This is a genomic window from Streptomyces sp. NPDC089915 (assembly GCF_040684675.1).
GTDB lineage: Bacteria > Actinomycetota > Actinomycetes > Streptomycetales > Streptomycetaceae > Streptomyces.
Map to the genome: position 1 here is coordinate 1 of NZ_JBFBGN010000111.1, position 23,701 is coordinate 23,701.

18 protein-coding genes and 1 pseudogene are annotated in these 23,701 nt (G+C 73.9%); 5 read left to right on the plus strand and 14 right to left on the minus strand.

Going from position 1 to position 23,701, the window contains the following annotated elements; genetic code table 11:
• Positions 1-59: 59 nt before the first annotated feature.
• Both AB0O29_RS26430 and AB0O29_RS26435 read right to left on the minus strand, forming a co-directional pair.
• The gene (locus AB0O29_RS26430) at positions 60-689 is read right to left on the minus strand and encodes an NUDIX hydrolase (RefSeq protein ID WP_365155840.1); all 630 of its coding nucleotides are present in this window, start codon (positions 687-689) and stop codon (positions 60-62) included.
• An 86-nt stretch (positions 690-775) separates the two neighbouring features.
• Positions 776-2,410 (minus strand): CTP synthase, encoded by a 1,635-nt coding sequence (locus AB0O29_RS26435; RefSeq protein ID WP_365155798.1) that lies wholly within the window; start codon positions 2,408-2,410, stop codon positions 776-778.
• Positions 2,411-2,825: 415 nt separating this feature from the next.
• Between AB0O29_RS26435 and AB0O29_RS26440 the strand changes: the two genes are divergently transcribed.
• Complete coding sequence (locus AB0O29_RS26440) at positions 2,826-4,679, plus strand: glycoside hydrolase family 15 protein (protein ID WP_365155801.1); 1,854 nt, start codon at positions 2,826-2,828, stop codon at positions 4,677-4,679.
• Positions 4,680-4,768: 89 nt separating this feature from the next.
• Positions 4,769-6,151, plus strand: a complete 1,383-nt coding sequence (locus AB0O29_RS26445; RefSeq protein ID WP_365155804.1) for an FAD-binding oxidoreductase — start codon at positions 4,769-4,771, stop codon at positions 6,149-6,151.
• 21 nt (positions 6,152-6,172) lie between these two features.
• Here the strand turns inward: AB0O29_RS26445 and AB0O29_RS26450 are convergent, their stop codons facing one another.
• Together AB0O29_RS26450 and AB0O29_RS26455 are read right to left on the minus strand one after the other, a co-directional pair.
• Positions 6,173-7,801, minus strand: coding sequence for an NAD(P)/FAD-dependent oxidoreductase (locus tag AB0O29_RS26450; protein WP_365155806.1), 1,629 nt, complete (start codon positions 7,799-7,801; stop codon positions 6,173-6,175).
• A gap of 11 nt (positions 7,802-7,812) precedes the next feature.
• Positions 7,813-9,246 (minus strand): APC family permease, encoded by a 1,434-nt coding sequence (locus AB0O29_RS26455; protein WP_365155842.1) that lies wholly within the window; start codon positions 9,244-9,246, stop codon positions 7,813-7,815.
• A gap of 350 nt (positions 9,247-9,596) precedes the next feature.
• Between AB0O29_RS26455 and AB0O29_RS26460 the strand changes: the two genes are divergently transcribed.
• Positions 9,597-11,222: a PucR family transcriptional regulator gene (locus AB0O29_RS26460; protein ID WP_365155809.1), complete on the plus strand. Its 1,626-nt coding sequence runs from the start codon at positions 9,597-9,599 to the stop codon at positions 11,220-11,222.
• 765 nt (positions 11,223-11,987) lie between these two features.
• Here AB0O29_RS26460 and AB0O29_RS26465 read toward each other — a convergent pair.
• The 5 genes from AB0O29_RS26465 to AB0O29_RS26485 all read right to left on the minus strand — a co-directional run bounded on the left by AB0O29_RS26465 (position 11,988) and on the right by AB0O29_RS26485 (position 17,097).
• On the minus strand, positions 11,988-13,097 hold the full coding sequence (locus tag AB0O29_RS26465) for a glycosyltransferase family 4 protein (RefSeq protein WP_365155812.1): 1,110 nt from the start codon (positions 13,095-13,097) through the stop codon (positions 11,988-11,990).
• 147 nt (positions 13,098-13,244) lie between these two features.
• A complete protein-coding gene (recN, locus tag AB0O29_RS26470) occupies positions 13,245-14,963 on the minus strand; it encodes a DNA repair protein RecN (RefSeq protein WP_365155815.1) in 1,719 nt (572 codons plus the stop codon).
• Positions 14,964-15,069: 106 nt separating this feature from the next.
• Complete coding sequence (locus AB0O29_RS26475) at positions 15,070-16,026, minus strand: NAD kinase (protein WP_365155818.1); 957 nt, start codon at positions 16,024-16,026, stop codon at positions 15,070-15,072.
• Complete coding sequence (locus AB0O29_RS26480; protein WP_365155821.1) at positions 16,023-16,838, minus strand: TlyA family RNA methyltransferase; 816 nt, start codon at positions 16,836-16,838, stop codon at positions 16,023-16,025. The genes AB0O29_RS26475 and AB0O29_RS26480 overlap by 4 nt, the downstream gene beginning before the upstream one ends.
• A gap of 7 nt (positions 16,839-16,845) precedes the next feature.
• The gene (locus tag AB0O29_RS26485) at positions 16,846-17,097 is read right to left on the minus strand and encodes a hypothetical protein (RefSeq protein WP_365155823.1); all 252 of its coding nucleotides are present in this window, start codon (positions 17,095-17,097) and stop codon (positions 16,846-16,848) included.
• 66 nt (positions 17,098-17,163) lie between these two features.
• Between AB0O29_RS26485 and AB0O29_RS26490 the strand changes: the two genes are divergently transcribed.
• On the plus strand, positions 17,164-17,511 hold the full coding sequence (locus AB0O29_RS26490) for an SCP2 sterol-binding domain-containing protein (RefSeq protein ID WP_365155825.1): 348 nt from the start codon (positions 17,164-17,166) through the stop codon (positions 17,509-17,511).
• 26 nt (positions 17,512-17,537) lie between these two features.
• Here the strand turns inward: AB0O29_RS26490 and AB0O29_RS26495 are convergent, their stop codons facing one another.
• The 4 genes from AB0O29_RS26495 to AB0O29_RS26510 form a co-directional block, all read right to left on the minus strand.
• Positions 17,538-18,398: an ABC transporter ATP-binding protein gene (locus AB0O29_RS26495; RefSeq protein ID WP_365155828.1), complete on the minus strand. Its 861-nt coding sequence runs from the start codon at positions 18,396-18,398 to the stop codon at positions 17,538-17,540.
• Positions 18,395-19,456 carry an iron chelate uptake ABC transporter family permease subunit gene (locus AB0O29_RS26500; RefSeq protein ID WP_365155831.1) on the minus strand — a complete coding sequence of 354 codons (1,062 nt, stop codon included), beginning with the start codon at positions 19,454-19,456 and terminating at the stop codon, positions 18,395-18,397. The genes AB0O29_RS26495 and AB0O29_RS26500 overlap by 4 nt, the downstream gene beginning before the upstream one ends.
• Entirely contained in the window at positions 19,453-20,472 is a 1,020-nt protein-coding gene (locus AB0O29_RS26505; RefSeq protein ID WP_365155845.1) for an iron chelate uptake ABC transporter family permease subunit, read from the minus strand. Before AB0O29_RS26505 ends, AB0O29_RS26500 begins: the two co-directional genes overlap by 4 nt.
• Before the next feature lie 102 nt (positions 20,473-20,574).
• Complete coding sequence (locus tag AB0O29_RS26510) at positions 20,575-21,618, minus strand: HAD hydrolase-like protein (protein ID WP_365155834.1); 1,044 nt, start codon at positions 21,616-21,618, stop codon at positions 20,575-20,577.
• 143 nt (positions 21,619-21,761) lie between these two features.
• Between AB0O29_RS26510 and AB0O29_RS26515 the strand changes: the two genes are divergently transcribed.
• On the plus strand, positions 21,762-23,033 hold the full coding sequence (locus tag AB0O29_RS26515; protein WP_365155837.1) for a DUF1015 domain-containing protein: 1,272 nt from the start codon (positions 21,762-21,764) through the stop codon (positions 23,031-23,033).
• A gap of 85 nt (positions 23,034-23,118) precedes the next feature.
• Here the strand turns inward: AB0O29_RS26515 and AB0O29_RS26520 are convergent.
• Positions 23,119-23,701: pseudogene (locus AB0O29_RS26520) on the minus strand (hypothetical protein); the annotation flags it as partial.

Genomic DNA, 23,701 nt, shown 5'->3' on the forward strand with positions numbered 1-23,701 from the left:
CCGGGAAACGGAGAAAGGGCGGGGCGGGGAGACGGCCCCGCGCAGCGGCCCCCGCCGGGCTACGCCTCGTACGGGCGGGACGGCCAGGGCGCGTCGCCGGGGCGGAGGGCGTCCAGGCCGTCGCCCGCCAGGGCCGCCGTCAGGGCCAGGACACCCGTGACGAGCGCCGGGTTCCCGAGCTCGCCCGCCAGCACCCCCCGCACCAGGGCGTCCCGCTCCACCCACTCCACCCGCATGTCCGCCTCCTCGGAATCCGTCTCCGTGTAGCGGACCCCGTCCGCCTCCGCCACGTCCCGCGCGAGGAAGATGCGGACGGCCTCGTCGGAGCCGCCCGGGGAGGCGAAGAAGTCCGCGAGCACCCGCCACTCCCCCGCCTTGACGTGCGCCTCCTCGTACAGCTCCCGCTGCGCCCCGTGCAGCGGGTTCTCGCCGGGCACGTCGAGCAGCCCGGCCGGCAGCTCCCACAGCCGGCGCCGCACCGGGTGCCGGTACTGGTTGATCACCAGCACCCGCCCCTCCCCGTCCAGGGCGAGGACGCACACCGAGCCCGGGTGCACCTGGTAGTCGCGGCGGGCCACGGACCCGTCCGGCATCCGCACCTCGTCGGAGTCCACCGCGGTCTTGGCGCCCTGGAACGGCCGCCTGGTCGACAGCGTCTCCCAGGATTCGGCGGTGTCCTTGATCCCGATGGCGATCCCCATGCCGGTGTCCTCCCACAACGTGCGACGGCCGGGGTACGGATCTTCCGTACCCCGGCCGTCTACGTTACCGAGCGTCAGCCCTGCGTCTTGCGCTCCACCGCGGCCTTGACCAGGCCCGCGAAGAGCGGGTGCGGGCGGGTCGGGCGGGAGCGGAGCTCCGGGTGGGCCTGGGTGGCCACCAGGTAGGGGTGGACCTCGCGCGGGTACTCGACGTACTCGACGAGCTTGTTGTCCGGGGAGGTGCCGGAGAAGACCAGGCCGGCCTTCTTCTCCAGCTCACCGCGGTAGGCGTTGTTCACCTCGTAGCGGTGGCGGTGGCGCTCGTCCACGTACGCCTGGTCGCCGTAGACCTCGCGCACGATGGAGCCCTCGGCGAGCTTCGCCGGGTACATGCCCAGGCGCATGGTGCCGCCCAGGTCGCCCGCGCCCTCGACGAAGGCCAGCTGCTCCTCCATGGTCGAGACGACCGGGTGCGGGGTAGAGGGCTCGAACTCGGTGGAGTTCGCCTCCTCGATGCCCGCGAGGTTGCGCGCGGCCTCGATGACCACGCACTGCAGGCCCAGGCACAGGCCCAGCAGCGGGATCTTGTTCTCGCGGGCGTAGGTGATCGCGCCGACCTTGCCGTTCACACCGCGGTCGCCGAAGCCGCCGGGGACGCAGATCGCGTCCACGTCGGACAGCTGCGCGGCGGCACCGGCCGGGGTCTTGCAGTCGTCGGAGGTGACCCACTTGATCTGGACGCGGGCCCGGTTGGCGAAACCGCCGGCGCGCAGCGCCTCGGTCACCGACAGGTAGGCGTCGGGCAGGTCGATGTACTTGCCGACGAGCGCGACCTTGACCTCGTGGTCGGGGTTGTGGACGCGGTCCAGCAGGTCCTCCCACACCGTCCAGTCGACGTCGCGGAAGGGCAGGTCGAGCTTGCGGACGACGTACGCGTCCAGGCCCTCGGTGTGCAGCACCTTCGGGATGTCGTAGATCGACTTGGCGTCGATCGCCGCGACCACGGCCGCCTCGTCCACGTCGCACATCAGCGAGATCTTGCGCTTGATGGAGGTGGGGACGTCGCGGTCGGCGCGCAGCACGATCGCGTCGGGCTGGATGCCGATGTTGCGCAGCGCGGCGACGGAGTGCTGGGTCGGCTTGGTCTTCAGCTCGCCGGAGGGGCCGATGTAGGGCAGCAGCGAGATGTGCACGACGAAGACGTTGTCGCGGCCGACCTCGTGGCGGACCTGGCGGACGGTCTCCAGGAACGGCAGGGACTCGATGTCGCCGACCGTGCCGCCGACCTCGGTGATGACGACGTCGACGTCGTCGGTGGCCATGCGGCGGATGCGGTGCTTGATCTCGTTGGTGATGTGCGGGATGACCTGCACGGTGTCACCGAGGTACTCGCCGCGCCGCTCCTTGGCGATGACCTGCGAGTAGACCTGGCCGGTGGTGACGTTGGCCGAGCCGTCGAGGTCGACGTCGAGGAAGCGCTCGTAGTGGCCGATGTCCAGGTCGGTCTCGGCGCCGTCGTTGGTGACGAACACCTCGCCGTGCTGGAACGGGTTCATCGTGCCGGGGTCGACGTTGAGGTACGGGTCGAGCTTCTGCATCGTGACCCGCAGGCCGCGCGCCTTGAGCAGCGCACCCAGGCTGGAGGCCGTCAGGCCCTTGCCGAGGGACGAAGCGACACCCCCGGTGACGAAGATGTGCTTGGTCGTCATGGATTTGGGCGGCATCGCCAAGAGGGGGCTCCCGTGGTCGCGAGGTGAGGTGCGTCCGGCGACTTCTCCCGTTTCCGGGGGCGCCGAAGCTGCGGTTTCGGGGCTCCTGATTCGCACAGGCAGACCACCGGTCCACGGGGTACCAGCCTATCAGCGCCCGGGACGGTCCGCCTCCGGGCGCGCTGCGCGCCCCCTTCGCGGGGTCCGCCGGCGGGCACGTTCCCCCAGGTCACCCGTTCAGCCGAGTGACATTGTCCCAATACTTAAGGAGATCACTAGGGTGCGCTCATAACTTGCTCGGATACCGCTGCACATCGCCGCCGAGCAGTCCGGCGAACGGCGTAACAACGCCGGTTCCGGCAATGTAGGACTCGACGCGGGGATCCCTGCGCACAGGAGACCGCGCGACAGCGCAATGCAAGCGCCCTACGGGGCGGACGTGGCCGTTCGACTGGAGAGCAACGTGTCCGGGCGCATCGAGGATTACGCACTGATCGGGGACATGCAGACCGCGGCGCTGGTCTGCCGGGACGGGGCGGTGGACTGGCTGTGCCTGCCACGCTTCGACTCCCATGCCGTCTTCGCGAGCCTTCTGGGCACCGAGGAACACGGGTTCTGGCGGATCGGCCCGTCGTTCGCGCCGGGCACCGAGCCGCCGCGGGCGACCCGCCGCCGCTACCGGGGGGACTCCCTGGTGCTGGAGTCGGAGTGGGACACCCCGCGCGGGACCGTCCGGGTCATCGACTTCATGCCGCCCCGCGAGGGGCACGCGCCGCAGCTGATCCGCATCGTCGAGGGCGTCAGCGGCCGCGTCCCGATGCGGTCGGCGCTGCGGATGCGCTTCAGCTACGGGCGGGTCGTGCCCTGGGTGCACAAGGTGGACGGGCGCACGGTGGCCGTCGCCGGCCCCGACTCCGTGTGGCTCGACGCCGACGCGGACACCTACGGCAAGGACCTGACGACCTACTCCGACTTCACCGTCGCCCCGGGCGACCGGGTGGCCTTCACCATCAGCTGGCAGCCCTCCCACCAGGGGGCCCCGCAGCTGCCGGACCCGGAGGCGGCCCTGGAGGCCACGGCCGACTTCTGGCGCGAGTGGGTGGACCTCTGCACCTACCACGGGCCCTACCGGGAGGCGGTGATCCGCTCCCTGATCACCCTCAAGGCGCTCACGTACGCCCCCACGGGCGGGATCGTCGCCGCGCCGACCACCTCCCTGCCGGAGGAGATCGGCGGGGTCCGCAACTGGGACTACCGCTACACCTGGCTGCGCGACGCCGCCATCACCCTCTCCTCCCTCCTGCGCACCGGCTACCGCGGCGAGGCCGCCGCCTGGCGCGACTGGCTGCTGCGCGCGGTCGCCGGCGACCCGGAGAACCTCCAGATCATGTACGGGATCGCCGGCGAGCGGGAGCTGGGCGAGACCGAGCTGGACTGGCTGCCCGGCTACGAGAACTCGGCCCCCGTACGCGTCGGCAACGGGGCCGCCCACCAGCTCCAGCTCGACGTGTACGGCGAGGTCACCGAGGCCCTGCACCTGGGCCACATGACCGGCCTGGCCCGCAACGACTACGCCTCGGTGCTCCAGCTCAAGCTGATCCGCTACCTGGAGACCCACTGGAACGAGCCGGACGAGGGCATCTGGGAGGTGCGCGGCCCGCGCCGCCACTTCGTGCACTCGAAGGTGATGGCGTGGGTGGCCGTGGACCGCACGATCAAGCTGATCGAGAGCGGGGACGCGGACGGCCCGCTGGAGCGCTGGCGCGAGATGCGCGACCGGATCCACGCGGACGTGTGCGAGAAGGGCTACGACCCCGAGCGCAACACCTTCACCCAGTCCTACGGCTCGCAGGAGCTGGACGCCTCGCTGCTGCTGATCCCGCAGATGGGCTTCCTGCCGCCGGACGACAAGCGGGTCATCGGCACCATCGAGGCGATCCAGCGCGAGCTGTCGACCCCGGACGGGTTCATCCTGCGCTACCCGACGGCCGGCGAGGAGGCCGGCGTCGACGGCCTGGAGGGGGACGAGGGCGCCTTCCTCGCCTGCTCCTTCTGGATGGCGGACGACCTCGCCATGATCGGCCGGGTCGACGAGGCCCGCCGGCTCTTCGAGAAGCTGCTGTCGCTCCGCAACGACCTGGGCCTGCTGGCCGAGGAGTGGGACCCCAAGCTCCAGCGCCAGGTGGGGAACTTCCCGCAGGCCTTCAGCCACGTTCCGCTGATCGACACCGCGCTGCGGCTGACGGCGAGCGGCGCCTACGGGGGCTGACGCCGGCCGGGGGCGCCGCCGCGCGGCGCCCCCGGTGCCCGCCTAACCTGGAAGGGTCCCATGCCCTTCTGGGGAAAGGAGGGGTGGCGATGGCGCCCCTCTCGAAGGCGGGCACGGCACTTGCCGAGCTCCGCGAGGACCTGGCGGGCGAGGTCCTCGCCCCCGGTGATCCCGGGTACGACGAGGCCCGGACGGTCTTCAACGCGATGGTCGACCGCAGGCCCGCGGTGATCGCCCAGTGCGAGAGCGCGGCCGACGTGGTCACGGCGGTGCGCTTCGCCCGGAGCCTGGACCTGCCCGTGGCCGTGCGCGGCGGCGGGCACAGCGTGGCCGGGATGTCCCTGAACGACGGCGGCGTGGTCGTGGACCTGCGCCGCATGCACGAGGTGACCGTCCATCCGGCGGCCAGGGCCGCGCACGTCGGGGGCGGGGCCCTGATGACCCATCTGGACCGGGCCTGCGAACCGTACGGCCTGGCGACCACCGGGGGCCGGGCCTCCACCACCGGCGTCGGCGGCTACGTCCTCGGCGGGGGAACGGGCTGGCTGGACCGGAAGTTCGGCCTGGCGGTGGACAACCTGCTGGGCGTGGAGCTGGTCACCGCCCAGGGCGAGCTGCTGAACGTCACCGCCGAGGACCACCCGGAACTGTTCTGGGGGCTGCACGGCGGCGGCGGGAACTTCGGCATCGCCACCTCGCTGACCCTGCGGCTGCACGAGCTGCCGGCCCTGTCCATCGCGATGGTGTTCTACCTGCCGGAGCACGGGCCCGAGGTGGTCCGTACGTTCCGCGACGTCATCGAGTCCGGGCCGGACGAGGCCGGCGGCGGCGCCCTGTACCTGACGGGGCCGCCGGCGCCCTTCGTCCCCCCGCACCTGGTCGGGCTGCTGCTGGCCGGGGCGCTGGTGACGTACGCCGGCCCGGAGGAGGAGCTGCGCGGGCTCGCCGGCCCGCTGCTGGCGATCCCGCACGAGGCGGAGGTCGTCACGGCGATCCCGTACGCCGAGCTGCAGTGCATGCTCGACGATCCGCCGGGGCTGCGGAACTACTGGTCGGCGGAGTACCTGACGGGGGCGCCCGACGCCTTCGTGGACGTGTTCTGCGCCCGGGCCGCCTCGATGCCGGTGCCGAGCGGCACCCAGCACGTGGTGTGGCCGCAGGGCGGGGCGATCGCCGCGGTCAAGGACGACTACCCGGTGCCGTACCGGGACGCGCCGTGGGCGGTGCACCCGTTCGGCATGTGGGAGGACGCCGCCGACGACGAGCGGGTCGTGCGGTGGGTGCGGGACGTCCGCGCCGACGTCCAGCCGTGGTCCACCGGCGCGGTGTACCTGAACTTCACCGGCGACGAGGGCGCGGACCGGGTGGTGGCCGGGCTGGGCGCCGACAACATGCGGCGGCTGGCGCGGCTGAAGCGGGAGTACGACCCGGACAACGTCTTCCGCTTCAACCACAACATCCCGCCGGTCTGAGCGCCGCTCAGGTCCCGGGCCTCAGGTGAGGGCGGCGATCACCTCGCGGGCGGCCCGCTCGCCCTCGGCGGCGGCGCCCTCCATGAAGCCCTGGAAGTCGTAGCTGCAGTGCTCGCCGCCGATGTGCACGTTGCCCTGCGCGGTGCCCTCGTACTTGGCGTAGCGGTGGAGGTAGCCGGTGGGCCAGTACGAGTAGGCGCCGAGCGAGTAGGGGTTGCGGTGCCAGGCGGAGAGCTGGGCGCGGCCCGTCCACACCGCCTTCGTCCCGGGGAAGAAGGCGTCGACCCCGGTCAGGACCCGGCCGGCCAGGTCGCGGACGTAGGGGTCGGACTCGGTGGCGAAGGGGGTGGCCGGGGTCAGCGCGCCGGCCAGGGAGCCGCCGCCGTACTGGAGCAGGATGCCGCCGGTGCCGGGCTGGACCTTGGTGGTGTCCCAGGTCTGCTGGACGTCGCCGTCGGTGAAGCAGTCGCCGGCGGACACGCCGGGCCAGGGGCCGGTGCCGCGCCAGGGGCGGGCGGTGAACTGCATGTTGAGCTTGGTGCAGTAGCCCATCCGGGCGTCGCGCAGCAGGTTGCGCATGAGGGGGTCGAAGCCCGCCCGGGAGGTGTCGAGCCGCTGGAGGACCGGCAGGGGCAGGCACAGGACGGTGTGGTCGGCGGTGGCGGTGCGCACGGCGCCGGAGTCTTCGAAGGTGAGGGTCTGGGTGCCGTCGGCTTCGGCGCGTACGGCGGTCAGGGCGCGGCCCATGACGAGCGTGCCGGGGGCCAGTGCGGCGGCGATGGCGTGGGGCAGCAGGTCGTTGCCGCCGACGACGTGGTAGCGCTCGTTGGACTGGCCCCAGACGTTGAAGTTTCCCGGGTTGGGCTGGTAGCCCATCAGCAGGACCAGGGCGAGGGCGGACTGCGTCTGGGTGTCGGCGCCGTACTCGACGTTGTAGGCGACGTCGATGAACCGGCCGAGGGGGGAGGCGTGTCCGCCGGGGACGCGGGTCTCGATCCACTCGTGCAGGGTCATCTCGTCCAGGGCGGTGCCGGCGGGGGTCGTGGTGTTCCAGGAGACCTCGCCGGCCCCCTGGAGGTCGCGGCGCAGGGCCTGGTAGACGGCCTTGAAGTCCTCGTCGGCCTGCGTGCGGGGGTAGTAGGCGCCGTTGAAGCGGAGGATCTCCTCGGCTCCGTTGGGTCCGCCGCCGAGGAAGTCCTCGACGGGCAGGCCGAAGCGGCGGCACAGCTCCAGGATCTTCTTGTGGGAGGTGTCGATGAGCTCGCCGCCGATCTCGGAGGTCTGCCCGTACGCCCAGTGGTCGCGCTGGGTCCACATGCGGCCGCCGACGCGGGCCGGGTTGGCCTCGTAGAGGGTGCAGGGGATGCCGGCGTCCTGGAGGGTGAGGGCGGCGGTGAGGCCGGAGATGCCGGCGCCGACGACGGCCACGCGGGCGGGACCGGCGGGTCTCCTGGCGGGGGCGGGGGCGGGGGCCGCGTGCGCCGCGGCGGCGGGGGCCAGGGCGGCGGTGAGGCCGAGGGCGGCGGCCCGGCCGAGGAGTTCGCGGCGGGTGGAGCCGCGGACCTCGGCGACGGGCAGGCGGAGCCGGCGGGCGGCGGCGTGGTCGGCGGCGATCCGGCGCAGGGCGTGCATGAGCGGCGTACGGGCCATGGCGGGGCTCCTCAGACGGTCGCGGCGGACGGGGCGGTCGCTTCGGTGCGCTCGGCGGCGTCCTCCAGGACGATCCGGCCGATGATCTCGTAGCGCTCAGGGGCCTTGTACCGGAGCCACAGGCCCAGGCCCAGGCCGCCGAAGAAGACCGCTCCGACGATCCACGGGATCAGCTTGAAGAAGAGCGAGCCGGCGGCGGCGCCGGCCGCGGTCTGCATGTTGAGCACCAGCAGCACCACGACCGCGATCATCCCGATCCCGCCGAGCAGCGGGGCGGTGAAGGTACGGAACCAGTGCCGGTCCTCGGGGTGGTTCTTGCGGAAGTAGCCGATGACGGCGAAGGAGCACAGGGTCTGCACGATCAGGATGGCCATCGTGCCGAGGATCGCGAGCAGGGTGTACAGGTGCAGGTAGGGGTCCTGCCCGGTGAGCCAGAACCCGGCGACCAGGCCGGTGGCGATGACGGTCTGCACGACGGAGGAGAGGTACGGGGAGCCGTGCCGGGGGTGGGTGCGGCCGAGGGCGGGGTGCAGGAAGCCCTCGCGGCCGATGGCGTAGAGGTAGCGGGCGGCGCACTGGTGGAAGGCCATCCCGCAGGCGAAGGAGCCGGTGAGCAGGAGCCACTGGAAGGCGTCGACGGCCCAGGCGCCGATGAAGTGCCGGGCGGGGGCGAAGAACAGGTCGAGGGGGCTGGCGGAGGCGGACAGCTCGACGGACTTCGCCAGGCCGTTGCCGGCGATGGTCATCCAGGAGACGTAGATGTAGAAGAGGCCCACGCCGACGACGGAGACGAGGGTGGCCCGGGGGATGACCCGCTTGGGGTCGCGGGACTCCTCCCCGTACATGGCGGTGGACTCGAAGCCGACCCAGGACCAGAAGGCGAAGAAGAGGCCGAGTCCGGCGGAGGTCCCGGTGAAGGCGTTCGCGGGGTTCACCGGCTCGACGGGTATCCCGTCGGGGCCGCCGCCGGCGATCAGCACGGCGGTGGCCACCGCGAAGAGGACGGCGATCTCCGCGACGAGCATCACCCCGAGTGCCTTGGCGGTGAGGTTGATGTCGAAGTGGGCGAGGACGGCGGTGACGGCGAGCATCGCGGCCGCGTACAGGATCCAGGGCAGGTCGACGCCGAGCTGGTCGTGGACGGTGGTCCTGGCGAAGTAGGAGAAGACGCCGACGATCGAGGCCTCGAAGACGACGTAGGCGAGGACGGCGAGCATCCCGGAGGCCATGCCGGCGATCCGGCCGAGGCCGTGGGAGATGTACCCGTAGAAGGCTCCGGCGGCGGTGATCCGCTTGGCCATCGCCACGTAGCCGACCGAGAAGACGGTCAGGACGAGGGTGGCGAAGAGGTAGCCGGCGGGGGCTCCGGTGCCGTTGCCGAAGCCGACGGCGATGGGGAGGTTGCCGGTCATCGCGGTGATCGGCGCGGCGGTCGCCACGGCCATGAACACGACGCCGATCAGGCCCACGGAGTCGGCTTTGAGGCGTTGGACCCGGGGGGCGCCGCCGGGGGTGGCGGGGGGTGCGGGGGTGGTGGGGTTGCCGGTGGACGGGGGTGTGGCGTCGGCTCTGGTCATGGGTCGTCCTCGTTCCTGTCGGGAGGCCGTGCACGGGACCGTTCGCGAGGCCGCCACTCTCCACCCGGGTGACGCACGCCACAATCGGCACGCGGTCCGATAATCTCCTTGCGGGGACGACGAGTTGTCGGCCCGGCAGGGGTACATGGGGGACATGCCGGGCCCCGCGGCCACCCGGTGATGTCCTCCCGGCGGAGCGGCCGGTAGCGTCCCGCGATATGGACAACCAGGGCGGGATCACCGTTCAGCGGGCGCTGGAGCTGCCGGGACTGCGCAGCGGGCTGCCGGAGGTGGTGGCCTGCGCCGACCGCCTCGGCCGGACCGTCCGCTGGGTGCACGCGGGCGAGGTGCCCAACATCGCCTCGCTGCTCAAGGGCGGCGAGCTGCTGCTGACCACCGGGCTGGGTCTGGGCACCCGGCCCGCCGAGCAGCGCGCCTTCGTCCGCCGCCTCGCGGACCGGGGCATCGCCGCCCTGGTCGTGGAGCTCGGGCCGCGCTTCACCCGGCTCCCGGCGACCCTGGTGGAGACCGCGCGGACGGCCGGGCTGCCGCTGGTCCAGCTGCACCGGGAAGTCCCGTTCGTGGCGGTGACGGAGGAGATCCACACCGAGATCGTCAACCACCACTACGCACTCCTCCAGCGTGCCGAGGAGGTCCACCGGCGGTGCACGGAGGCCCTGTTGGGCGGCGGCGGGATCCCGCAGGTGCTGCGCATCCTGGCCGACTTCACCGCCAACCCGGTCTTCCTGGAGACCCCGGACGGCCAACTGCTCTACGCGGCCGGGCCGGTGGCCGGCGAGGCTGCGGCCGACCCGCTCCAGGTGTGGGAGGGACTGCGGGGGCAGCGCGCGGCCGAGCCGTCCGCGAACGCGGTGGTGGTGGACGTGCCGGGCGGCGGCCACGGGACGGGTTCGGTACGGGCGCGGGTCGTGCTGGTGGGGGTCGCGGCGCCGCTGCTGCCGGTCCACCGGATGGCGGCCGAGCGGACGGCGGGGGTGCTCGCGGTGGTGCTGATGCAGGCCCGGCAGGAGGAGGAGCTGGCCGCGCGCGGCCGGGGCGACTTCCTGACGGACCTGGCGGAGGGGCGGATCTCGGCCGAGGACGCCCCGGCCCAGGCCCGGGTCCTGGGCTTCCGGCCGGGGGCGGGGCCGCTGCTGCCGCTGGTCATGCGGCTGTCGTCGGAGCTGGTCCCGTCCGGGAACTGGTCGGTGCTGGCCCGGGCGGTGCAGGAGGAGCTGTCCTCGGTCGGCGTCCCGGTGCTGCTGGGCGTCCGCCCGGTGGAGGGACGGGTGCCGCTGCTGGTGTCGCTGCGGGCGGAGTCGGAGCGCACGGCGGTCGCCGACCGGGTCGCGGGCGCGCTCCGGGCCGGGGTGGAACGGGCCGGCCTGGACCGGGCCGGGGCCCCGCCGGTGGTGGTGGTCGGCGTCTCCGGCAGCTGGGCGGCGGCCTCGGCAGGCCTGCGGCACGCCGCGGAGACCGCCACGGCCGCCCACGGCCTGCCGGCCCGGCCCTGGTACGACGCCCGCCGCCTGGACATCGACCTGCTGCTGTGGCGGCTGCGGGAGCACCCGGACCTGGCGGCGTTCGTGGACCGGGCGATCGGGGCCCTGCGCACCCACGACGCCACGTCCCGGCCGCCGCTGCTGCCCACCCTGGAGACGTACCTGGCCCACGCGGGCCGCAAGGCGGAGACCGCGCGGGAACTTCACCTCAACCGCCAGACCCTGTACAACCGGCTGGCCCGCATCTCGGAGCTGCTGGGCACGGACCTGGACGACCCGGAGACGGTCCTGTCGCTGAGCCTGGCGCTGAGGGCGAGGAGGCACGCCTCACCACCGTCGTGAGGGCCCGCCATCTCCCCCTCGAGGGGTCGGGGGCCCGGCGGTGGCTGCCCACCCGCCTCCCCGGGTGCGGGGCGGTGGTGTGGGGGCCGGGACCCGGATGGGCGGTCTCAGGGAGGGGTTGGGGGTTTCCCGTCAGTCCCACTGTCCTTCCGGTTCGGGCCGGTCGGTCAAGGGCGCTCCCTTCGGTCGCGTCGCTTCGCGATCGCCTGCGGCGACCCTTGACAGCCCGTCCCGCCCCGGAAAGACAAGGACTGCCGGGAAACCCCCAAAGGAACGGGACGGTCCAGGGTCAGGGCATCCGGCTCCCTCAGCGAGCAGGCGGGGCGGCGGGGGCCGGCAGACCGGGCATCCGGGCCGACGTCAGGGGCAAGCGGCGCCGACGTCCGCGTCAGATCGCTACGTGCTCGTGCCGGGTTGGCGGCTGCCGGCCGTCTGGGGTCGGTACCCGCACGGAATGCCGATCAGAGCGGCGGCCGGGGCCGGACTGCGCGTCAGATCGCTACGCGCTCGTGCCGGGTTGGCGGCTGCGGGTTGTCTGGGGTCGGTACCCGCACGGAATGCCGATCAGAGCGGCGGCCGGGGCCGGACTGCGCGGTAGATCGCTACGTGCTCGTGCCGGGTTGGCGGCTGCCGGCCGTCTGGGGTCGGTACCCGCATGCGGCAGATCGCTACGTGCTCGTGCCGGGTTGGCGGCTGCGGGCCGTCTGGGGGCCTTGCCGCGCCCGGTGCCGGCTTCGTCGGGGAGGCGCGCTCGTGCGGGGCCCTTCAGCGTCGGCGTTCCATCAGTTCGTCGTACACCGACAGGACCTGCGCCACCGTGTCGTCCTCCGACGGCCACGTCGCCGCCTGGGCGCGGCCCGCGAGGGCGAGGGCCGCGCGGCGGTCCGGGTCGTCCAGGAGGGAGGCGACCGCGCCCGCCAGGGCGCCGGAGTCGCCGTACGGGACCAGGACGGCCGCGTCGCCGACCAGTTCCGGGACCCCGCCGACCTCCGTCGCGACCAGGGCCACCCCCGCCCGCAGGGCCTCCTGCGCCAGCAGGGAGCGGCCCTCCCAGCGGCTGGGCAGGACGGCGACGTCGGCCGCCGCCAGCAGGCGGTCTGCGTCGCGGCGGCGGCCCAGGAGGCGGACCGGGAGGCCCTCCGTCTCGATGCGGCGGGTCAGCTCGGGCCGCAGCGGCCCCTCCCCCGCGATCACCAGCAGCGGCACCGGCTCCAGCACCCGCCAGGCCCGCGCCGCGTCCAGCAGGACGGAGTACCCGCGCCGGGCGACGAGGCTGCCGACGGCGATGACCAGCGGGCGCTCCACCACGCCCAGTTCCGCCCGGGTCTTGCCCGCGTCGGGCGAGGCCGGCGCCGCCGGTACGGCGACCGCCGCGAGGCGGGCGTCCCGCGCTCCGCGCCTGCGGGCCAGGTCGACCTGGTCGGAGGAGGAGCCGAGGACCACCGCCGCGGCCCGGGCCACGTGACGTTCCAGCAGGCCGCCGAGGCGCCCCAGCGGGCTTCCGTCGGGGGCGCTGCCGTGCCAGGTCACCACCAGCGGCACCCGGCGCCCCCGGCCGCGCAGGGCCAGCGCGGCCCGCATCCCGGCCCGCACGCCGTGCGCGTGCACGACGTCGGCCCCGGCGCAGGCGGCCCGCAGGGCGCTCGCAGCGTCAGGGGTGAACTCCGCCCCGGCGCCGGTGAAGTCGTACTCGCCCTCCGCCGCGGCGGGGGCGCACACGGTCACCCGTACGCCGCGCGCCGCGAGCCCCGTCGTGAGGGAGCGCACGTGCGCGCTGCTGCCCGCGCCCGCGCCCCCGAGGACCTGGACGGTGCGCAGCGGCGGCCGCCCGTACGGCAGGGCGGGCGGCGGTACGGAAGCCGGGGAGCTGCTCACGGGTGGAAGCTCCAGGGTGAGGGGTCAGGGACGTCGCCCAGGATGCCAGTCCGCACGCGCGTTCCGGGACCATACGGGTGCGGATCCCGTGCGGGATACCGCAGTGCGCCCCCCAGCCTCACCCACACGGGCTAACGATCCGCCGTCTCAGCCGTCCGCCCGTGCCGCCGCGAGGAGTTCCTCGGCGTGGGCGCGGGCCGTCTGCGAGTCCTCCTGGCCGGCGAGCATCCGGGAGAGTTCGCGGATCCGCTCCTCGCCCTCCAGGACCGTGACCCCGGAGCGGGTGACCGAGCCGTCGACGGTCTTCTCGACGAGCAGCTGCCGGTCCGCGAAGGCCGCCACCTGGGGGAGGTGGGTGACGACGACGACCTGGGCCGTCTTGGCGAGCTTGGCCAGCCGCCGGCCGATCTCGACGGCCGCCTTGCCGCCGACGCCCGCGTCGACCTCGTCGAAGAGGTACGTGGGCACGGGCGTGGTGCCGGCGAAGACGACCTCGACGGCCAGCATGACCCGGGACAGCTCGCCGCCGGAGGCGCCCTTGGCGATCGGACGGGGCTGGGCGCCGGGGTGCGGGGCGAGCAGCAGCTCGACCTCGTCGGCGCCCGCGGGCCCGTACGCGACCGGCCGCCCGCCGACCTCGACGCCCTCGGGCTCCTCGGTCTGGCGGATGGCGATGGTCACCCGGGCGTGCGGCATGGCCAGGGAGGCCAGTTCGGCGGTGACCGCGGCGGCGAACCGCTCGGCGGCCTCGGTCCGGGCGTCGGTCAGCGCCTGGGCGAGCTGGGACAGCTCGGCGCGCAGCGCGTCCCGCTCGGCGGTCAGCTCCTCGATCCGCTCGTCGTCGCCGTCGAGCTCCAGCAGGCGTGCCGAGCCCCGCTGGGCCCATTCGAGGACGGAGTCGACGGAGTCCCCGTACTTGCGGGTCAGCTGGGTCAGCGCGGCCCGCCGCTCCTCCACGGCGGCCAGCCGCAGCGGATCGGCGTCCAGGTCGTCGGCGTACCCGGCGAGCTCGCCGGCCACGTCGCCGAGCAGGATGCCCAGTTCCCCGATCCGGTCGGCGAGCGCGCCGAGGACCGGGTCGTGGGAGCGTACGGATTCCAGGGCGCGGTGCGCGCCGGCGACGAGGGTGTTGGCGTCGACGCCCTCCGGGTCCTCGACGTCGCCCGCGAGGGCCGCGTGGGCGGCCTGCGCGGCGGAGGCCAGGGACTCGGCGTGCCCGAGCCGTTCGGCCTCGGCGGCCAGCTCGGCGTCCTCGCCGGGCAGCGGTTCGACGGCGGCGACCTCGTCCAGGCCGAAGCGCAGCAGATCGGCCTCCTGCGCCCGTTCCCGGGCGCGGGTGGTGATCGTCTCCAGTTCGGCGGAGGCGGCCCGCAGCCGGCGGTAGGCGCCGGCGTACTTCTCCAGGGGGACGGCGACCGCGTCGCCGGCGTACCGGTCGAGGGCCTGCCGCTGGCGGGCGGGCCGCAGCAGGCCCTGCTGGTCGGTCTGCCCGTGGACGGCGACGAGGTCGTCGGCGAGCTCGGAGAGCAGGCCGACGGGTACGGAGCGGCCGCCGACGTGGGCGCGCGAGCGCCCCTCGGCGGACACCGTCCGGCTGATCAGCAGGGCGCCCTCGTCGAGCTCGGCCCCGGCCTCCTCGGCGCGCAGGGCGGCGGCCGCGTCCGGGCGCAGCACGACGCGGCCCTCGACCACCGCCGCCTTGGCCCCGATCCGCACCAGGGCCGGGTCGGCCCGGCCGCCGAGCAGCAGCCCGAGGCTGGTGACGACCATCGTCTTGCCCGCGCCGGTCTCGCCGGTCACCGCGGTGAAACCGGGCGACAGCTCGACCACCGCGTCGTCGATGACCCCGAGTGACCGTATCCGCATCTCCTCAAGCACGGGACGACCATACCGAGGTTTCGCGGGTGCCATGTGACCTCACCCGCCCGGAGTTCTCCGAACGGGTGTGCTAATAGCGGCTCCGCCGGCGCCCTCAGTGCGGTGCGCCGCGCCAACCCGACACCGGCAGCGCGAACTTCGCCACGAGCCGGTCCGTGAAGGACGCGTGGTGCAGCCGGGCGAGCCGCACCGGCACCGTCCCGCGCCGGACCTCGACCCGCGCCCCGGCGGGCAGCTCCAGCGTGCGCCGGCCGTCGCACCACAGCACCCCGTGCTGGGTGCCGGTCTGCACCTCCACCGCCAGCACCGAGTCCGGCGAGGTGACCAGCGGCTTCGCGAACAGCGCGTGCGCGCTGATCGGCACCATCAGCAGCGCCTCCACCTCCGGCCACACCACCGGACCGCCCGCCGAGAAGGCGTACGCGGTCGAGCCGGTCGGCGTCGCGCAGACGATGCCGTCGCACCCGAAGCCGGTCACCGGCCGCCCGTCGATCTCCAGGACCACCTCCAGCATCCGCTCGGCGGACACCTTCTGGACGGCGGCCTCGTTCAGCGCCCAGTCCCGGTGGACCACGTCACCGTTGGTCCGTACGAGGACGTCGAGGGTCATCCGCTCCTCGACCTCGTACGCCCTGCGCACCACCCGGTCCACCACCCGGTCGAGGTCGTCGCGCTCCGCCTCGGCGAGGAAGCCCACCCGTCCGAGGTTGACGCCCAGCATCGGCACCCCCGACCCGCGCGCGAACTCCGCCCCGCGCAGCAGGGTCCCGTCCCCGCCCAGCACGATCAGCAGCTCGCACCCGGCCAGCACCTCGGGCGTGCACGCGCCGACGAGCTCCACCTCGGGCGGCAGCGGCAGGTCCCGCGCCTCGTGCTCCAGGACCCGCACCCCGATCCCCGACTTCAGCAGCCCCAGCACCACCAGCTCGGCGCTGCGTATGGCCGCGGGCCGCCCGGTGTGGGCGACCAGGAAGACGGTGCGCGGCCCCTGCGGCTCCCCCGCACCCGTTTCCGCTGCACCCTCTGACGCTGACGCTGACGAATCTGTCACTGAGGCCCCTCCGCCACTGCACGGTCGACATCCCCCGGGTCGAGTGCCGGTGCCCCCGCCCGAAGCCACAGAAAGTACTCGACGTTCCCCGACGGCCCGGGCAGCGGACTCGCGGTGACCCCCAGCACGCCCAGGCCCAGCTTCCAGGCCTGCGCGGCGACCTCCCGCACGGCCTCGGCCCGCAGCTCGGGGCTGCGCACCACACCGCCGCTGCCGAGCCGCTCCTTGCCCACCTCGAACTGCGGCTTGACCATCAGCACCAGGTCGGCGCCGGGCGCCGTGCACCGCACCAGGGCGGGCAGCACCAGGCCGATCGAGATGAAGGACAGGTCGCCGACGACCAGGTCCACGGGGACGTCGTCGATCAGTTCGACCGTCAGCTCGCGCACGTTCGTCCGGTCCTTGACGGTCACCCGCTCGTCGCTCTGCAGCGACCAGGCCAGCTGCCCGTAGCCGACGTCCACGGCGACGACGTGGGCCACGCCCGCGCGCAGCAGCACGTCGGTGAACCCGCCGGTCGAGGCGCCCGCGTCCAGCGCCCGGCGGCCCTCGACGGCCAGCCCGAGCGGCCGGAAGGCGGCGAGCGCGCCGGCCAGTTTGTGGCCGCCCCGGGAGACGTAGTCGGGGTCGTCGTCGTCCTTGAGGACGACGAGGGCCGCGCTGGTCTCGACCTGGGTGGCCGGCTTGGTCGCGGTGGTACCGCCCACGGTCACCCGGCCCGCGGCGATCAGCTGGGCCGCGTGCTCCCGCGAGCGGGCCATGCTGCGGCGTACCAGTTCGGCGTCCAGGCGGCGGCGTGCCACTCCTGCCACGTTCGGTTCAGCTCCTGTTTTCGTACGGTCCGGGGACGGGCTGTGCGTCCAGCGCCGTCAGCGCCTCGCGCAGTCCCCTGTGTACATCCTCGTACACCTCGACGTGCCCGTCCGCCGCCAGGTGGTCCGCGTCCGCGAGCCGCTCCAGGTGCGCGTCGATCGCGGGGTTCCCGGTGGGGGTGCGCACGAGGCCCAGCGGCGCGGGCCCGGCGGGCTCCGGGGGAACGTCCGGAAGGCTCCCGGACACTTCGTCGGTCATGCTCCCGACGCTACCCCGAACCACCGCCCCTGCCACGCGCGGCTCTGCGGTACGGTCAAGGGCACCATGGCTACGATCCAGGAGTGCCGCGCGGCACTCGACCGACTCTCCGACAACCTCGCGGGGGCCGACGGCGACGTGCGCGGCGCGGCCGCCCTCGACCGGTCCCTGAGCTGTCACATCACCGACCTCGACGTGACCTTCGCCGGCCGCCTCGAAGGCGGCCGGATCCGGGTGGACGCTCTCACCCCGGGCCCGCCCCGCTCCAAGGCCGAGATCCGGCTCGCGATGTCGGGCGACGACCTCCTCGCGATGGTCGACGGGCAGCTGAAGTTCGCCAAGGCCTGGGCCTCGGGCCGGGTCCGCCTGGAGGCCGGCTTCCGCGACCTCCTGCGCCTCAAGAGCCTCCTCTAGCCGCTCGGACCCCCGCCGTGAGGCCGTCAGACCCCCGCCGTGGCGCGGGCCTGCCGGGCCGCCGGGACCACCAGCGGCGTCCCGGTCTCCGGGTCGTCGATGACCCGGCAGCGCACCCCGAACACCTCTTCCACCAGCCCGGCGGTGACCACCTCGGCCGGCGGCCCCTCGGCGACGACCACCCCGCCGCGCAGCGCGATCAGGTGCGTGGCGTAGCGGGCCGCCTGGTTGAGGTCGTGCAGGACCGCCACCAGGGTCCGGCCCCGCTCCTCGTGCAGCCGGGCGCACAGGTCGAGGACCTCCAGCTGGTGCTGGATGTCCAGGTAGGTCGTCGGCTCGTCGAGGAGCAGCAGCGGGGTCTCCTGGGCCAGCGCCATCGCGATCCACACCCGCTGGCGCTGCCCGCCCGACAGCTCGTCCACGACCCGGTCGGCGAGTTCGGCGACCCCGGTGGAGGCCATCGACTCCAGCACGATCCGCTCGTCCTGCGCCGACCACTGCCGCAGCAGCCCCTGGTGCGGGTAGCGGCCCCGGGCGACCAGGTCGGCGACGGTGATCCCGTCGGGGGCGACCGAGGACTGCGGGAGCAGCCCCAGCGTGCGGGCCACCTGCTTCGCGGGCGTGGAGGTGATGGCCCGCCCGTCCAGCAGCACCCGTCCGGCGGTGGGCTTGAGCATCCGCGACAGGGCGCGCAGCAGCGTGGACTTGCCGCAGGCGTTGGGGCCGACGATCACCGTGAAGGAGTGGTCGGGGATCTCCACCGAAAGGTTCTCGGCGATGACCCGCTGGTCGTAGCCGAGGGTGACGTTCTCCGCGGTCAGCCGCTGCACCTGCGTACTCCTCGTTTCGGCCGGGCCGTGCCCGTCGGTGTGCTTCGTGTCCGTCATATCCGTCCCGCCTTGCGCTCCGTGACGAGCAGCCAGAGCAGGTAGACACCGCCGACCAGGCCGGTGACCACGCCCACCGGCAGCTGGTCCGCGCCGAAGGCCCGCTGCGAGGCCAGGTCGGAGGCCAGCAGCAGGACGGTGCCCATCAGCGCGCCGGCCAGCAGGTTCGGCCCGGGCGAGCGGGTCAGCCGCCGCGCCAGCTGCGGCGCGGCCAGCGCGACGAAGCTGATCGGGCCGGCGGCCGCCGCGGCCGCCGTGGTCAGCAGGACCGCCGCCAGCATCAGCAGCATCCGCGTCCGCTCCACCGGCACGCCCAGGGCGTACGCGGCGTCGTCGCCCATCTCGATCACCCGCAGGGCCCGGCCCTGCGAGAGGACCAGGGGGAACAGCAGCGCGCAGCTCACCAGCAGCGGCCACACCTGCTCCCAGTCCCGGCCGGCCAGCGAGCCGGTCAGCCAGACCATCGCCCGGGTCGCCTCGATGAGCTCCGCCTTGGCGATCAGGTACTGGATGACGGCGACGAGGACGGCGGAGGCGCCGATGCCGACCAGCACCAGCCGGTACCCGTGGATCCCCTTCTTGTACGCGAGGAGGTAGACCAGGGCGCCGGCCAGCACCCCGCCGACGACCGCGCCCAGCGCGACCTCGTTGGCCCCGCCCTTGAACACGGTGATGACGACGAGCGCGCCGACGGCCGAGCCGTACCCGAAGCCGAGCATGTCGGGCGAGCCGAGCGGGTTGCGCGAGACGGACTGGAAGACCGCCCCGGACATCCCGAGGGCCGCGCCCACCAGGATCGCGACCAGGACGCGCGGCAGCCGCAGGTCGTTGACGATGAAGTCGTCGGCCGGGGCACCGTTGCCCAGCAGGGTCTGGATCACGTCCCCGGGGGCTATCTCGAAGTCGCCGGTGCCGATGAGGACGACGGCCAGCACCAGCGTCGCGGCGATCAGCAGCAGCCCGGCGAGCAGCGCGCGCGGTTCGACGCGCAGTGAGGTCCCGCCGGGGCCGCGCAGGGTGCGCGGCCGGGCGGCCTTGCGGATCCGGATGTCGGTCACAGCTGGGCCATCCTCTTGCGCCGGACCAGGTGGATGAAGACGGGGCCGCCGATGAGCGCGGTGACGATGCCGACCTGGAGCTCGCCGGGCCGGGTGACGACCCGTCCGACCACGTCGGCGCCGAGCAGCAGCACGGGCGACAGGACGGCCGAGTACGCGAGCAGCCAGCGCATGTCGGGCCCGGTGATCAGCCGCGCGAGGTGCGGGATCATCAGCCCGACGAAGACGATCGGCCCGCAGGCGGCGGTCGCGGCCCCGCACAGCAGGGTGATGGCGGCCATCGCCGCGATCCGGGTCCGCGTCAGGTGCGCGCCCAGCGCCCGGGCGGTGTCGTCGCCCATGGCCATCGCGTTGAGGGGCCGGCCGAGCGTCAGCGCGAGCAGGGTGCCGGCCAGGATGAAGGGGGCGACCTGGCGGACGGTGTCCATGTTGGCCGAGGCCAGCGAACCCACCGTCCAGAAGCGGAGCTTGCCGAGGGCCTGGCTGTCCATCAGCTGGACGGCGTTGATGTAGCCGGCGAGGGCCGCGCTGGCGGCCGTACCGGCGAGCGCGAGGCGGACGGGGGTGGCGCTGCGGCTGCCGCCGAGCACGTAGACGAGGACGGAGACGACGGCGGCGCCGAGGAACGCCCACCAGACGAACTCGGACAGCGTGCTCGCCCCGAGGAAGCTGATGGCGGAGACCACGGCGGCCGCGGCCCCGGCGTTGACGCCGAGGATGCCGGGCTCGGCGAGCGGGTTGCGGGTCAGGGCCTGCATCACCGCGCCGGACAGGCCGAGTCCGATGCCGACCATCACCCCCAGAAGGGTGCGCGGGACCCGCAGGTCCCGTACGACCACGTCGTTGGTGGTGCCGCCGTAGTGGAACAGCCCGTGCCAGACGTCGTCGAGGGGCATGGCCCTGGCGCCGATGGCGATGCTCGCCACCGCGACCAGGGCCAGTACGGCGAGGGAGATCAGCAGGCCGGCGACGCGGCGGCCGTGGCGCGGACGGGCCACGGCCGGCGGCGGCGCGATCCGCTCGGTTTCGGGGGGACTCTCAGCCAACACGAAGGTTAGGTTAGCCTACCCTGCGCCCCGAATGATCCCCCGTACGGCCGAGCGCCCCCTTTCACCCCTTCACCACCCGAGTACGGCCAGCGCCTTCTCCACCTCGCCCGGGTAGACCCCGTCCCCGGCCTGCGACCAGGCCGCCGCGCACAGCGCCCGCAGCGCGTCGAGCCGGTCGCCCTCCCCGTCCGCGACCCGGATCAGCTCCAGGCCGGCGCCCGCGTGCGCCGCGCTCCAGCCGCCGCACGTCCAGGCACCCTGCCGCTCCGCCACCTCCGGCTGCCCGGTCAGCAGCCCGCGCAGGTCCCGGTCCACGTAGGTGGGCCGGTGCCGGGGCTCGGCCCGCAGCAGCTGCCCGGCGTCCGCCACCCCCGTCAGCACCAGCAGCGAGTCCACGTCCCCGTTGAACGCGCCCTCGATGTCGGTGTCCAGCCGGTCGCCGACCACCAGCGGCCGCTGCGCCCCCGTCCGCAGCACCGTCTCCCGGTGCATCGGCGGCAGCGGCTTCCCCGCCACCTGCGGGTCCGCGCCCGTGGCGATCCGCACGACCTCCACGGCGGCCCCGTTGCCCGGCGCGATCCCGCGCGCGCTCGGGATCGTCAGGTCCGTGTTGGACGCGTACCACGGCACCCCGCGGTTGATCGCGTACGCCGCCTCCGCGAAGCGCCCCCACTCCAGCCCGGGCCCGCCGTAGCCCTGGACCACCGCCGCGAGCCCCTCCTCGTCGGCGGACTCCACGGGCACCAGCCCGCGCTCGCGCAGCGCGACCCGCAGCCCCTCCCCGCCGATCACCAGCACCTTCGACCCCGGCTCCACCTGCTCCGCGATCAGCCGGGCCACCGCCTGCGCCGAGGTGATCACCTCGCCCGCCTCGGTCGGGATCCCCAGCTCGCACAGGTGCTCCGCGACCGCCTCGGGGGTCCGCAGCGCGTTGTTGGTGACGTACGCCAGGTGCATCCCGCCGGCCCGGGCGGCCGTGAGGGAGTCCACCGCGTGCGCGATGGCGTGTCCGCCCGCGTACACCACCCCGTCCAGGTCCAGCAGGGCCGTGTCGTACGCCTCGTGCAGACTCCGCTCACTGCCCGCGGGACTGGTCCTGCTCTGCCGGGTCATCTGGCCGCTCCTCAATAACCGTTCTCAAAACGCTCAGGACTGTGGTGACGCTTCACTGCTTGCGATCGATCTTGTCCGAGTTTGCACTACCCCGTCACTCCCCCGGCCATCCCGTATCGCGAGACGGGTCTTACCATGCACCAATGACCACACCTGGCAACGCGGAGCACGGGCTGCGCCTGACCCCCTTCCACGGACTGCGCTACGTCCCGGAGCGCGTCGGCAGCCTGGCGGCGGTCACCTCACCGCCGTACGACGTGGTCGTACGCCCCGACGGAGTCGACTACCTCGAATCCGCCGACCCGCACAACATCGTCCGGCTCATCCTGCCGCAGGCCGGCACCCCGGCGGCGCGCAACGAGCAGGCCGCCCGCACCCTCAGCGACTGGCTGGCCCAGGGCGTCCTCAGCGCCGACCCGCAGCCCGCCCTGTACGTCTACGAGCAGCGCCGGGCCGGCCTCCTGCAGCGCGGCGTCATCGGCGCCCTGGCCCTGTCCACCGCCGAGGACGGCGTCGTGCTGCCCCACGAGGACGTGATGCCGGACGTGGTGACCGACCGCGCGGGTCTGATGCGCGCGACTTCGGCCAATCTCGAACCCCTCCTCCTCACCTACCGCGGCGACGGCCCGGGCGCCGGGGCGGACGCGGTCGTCGAGGCCACCGCGGCCCGCGAGCCCCTGCTGTCGACGGTCACCGAGGACGGGTTCCGCCACAGCCTGTGGGCCGTCACCGACCCCGCCGAGCTGGCCGTGGTCACCGCCGACCTGGCCCACCGCCAGGCCCTCATCGCCGACGGCCACCACCGCTGGGCGACCTACCTGCGCCTCCAGGAGGAGCACGGCTCGCCGACCCCCTGGGACTTCGGCCTGGTCCTCCTCGTGGACACCGTCCGCTACCCGCTCCAGGTCCGGGCCATCCACCGCATGCTGCGCCGGCTGCCGCTCGCCGAGGCGCTGGCGGCGGTCGAGGGCTCCTTCCGGATCCGCCCGGTCGACGGCCCCCTGCCGCTGGCGCTGGAAGCCCTGGCGGACGCCTCGGAGCGCGGCAACGCCTTCCTGCTGACCGGCGACGGCACCTTCCACCTGGTCACCGACCCCGATCCGGCCCTGCTGGAGCGCACCGTGCGCCGCGACCGCCCGGAGGCCTGGCGCCGGCTGGACGCCACGGTGCTGCACGCCTCCCTGCTGGACGCCCTGTGGCAGGTCCCGGACGCCCCGGACCACATCGCGTACATCCACGACGCGGCCGCGACGGTCGCCATGGCCGAACGCCACGGCGGCACCGCCGTGCTGCTGCACCCGGTCCGCGAGGAGGTCGTACGGGACCTGGCCCGCCAGGGCGTCACCATGCCCCGCAAGTCGACCTCCTTCGGCCCGAAGCCGGCCACGGGCCTGGTCCTGCGCAGCCTGGGCTGACGGCCCGCCCCTCCTCCGGACATGCGAAAGGGCGGCACCCCCGCGGGGGTGCCGCCCTTTCCCGCGGCCTCAGACCTTATGAGGGTCAGGCCTTGTCGCGCGCCTCGCGCTCGTCGTCCTCGACGGCCACGATCTCGTCGGTGAGGTCGACCTCGGCGTCGGAGCCGGCGACCGGCTCGTACTCCTCGTCGTCCTCGTCGTAGTACTCGGTCTGGTCGGCGGCACGCTCGGCGGCGGCCACCTCGGCCGAGTCCTCGTCCTCGTCGTCCTCGTCACCGAGGTCCTCGACGTCCGCGTCGTCCTCGGGCGCGGAGGCGTCCACGAACTCCACGCCGTCCAGCTCGGCCAGGCGGTCGGAGGCGTCCGTCGCCCCGTCCTTGTCGGCCTCGAGGGTCTTCGCGAACCACTCGCGCGCCTCGTCCTCACGGCCGGCGGCCAGGAGTGCGTCCGCGTACGCGTACCGCAGGCGGGCGGTCCACGGCTGCACGGAGTTGGAGGCGAGCTCGGGGCTCTGCAGGGTCACGATGGCGGCGTCGAGCTCGCCCATGTCCCGGCGGGCGCCGGCGGCGACGAGACGCATCTCGACCTGCCCGGCCTTGTCCAGCTTCTGCACCTCGGGCTCACCGGCCATCGCCAGCGCCCGCTCGGGGCGGCCGAGGCCGCGCTCG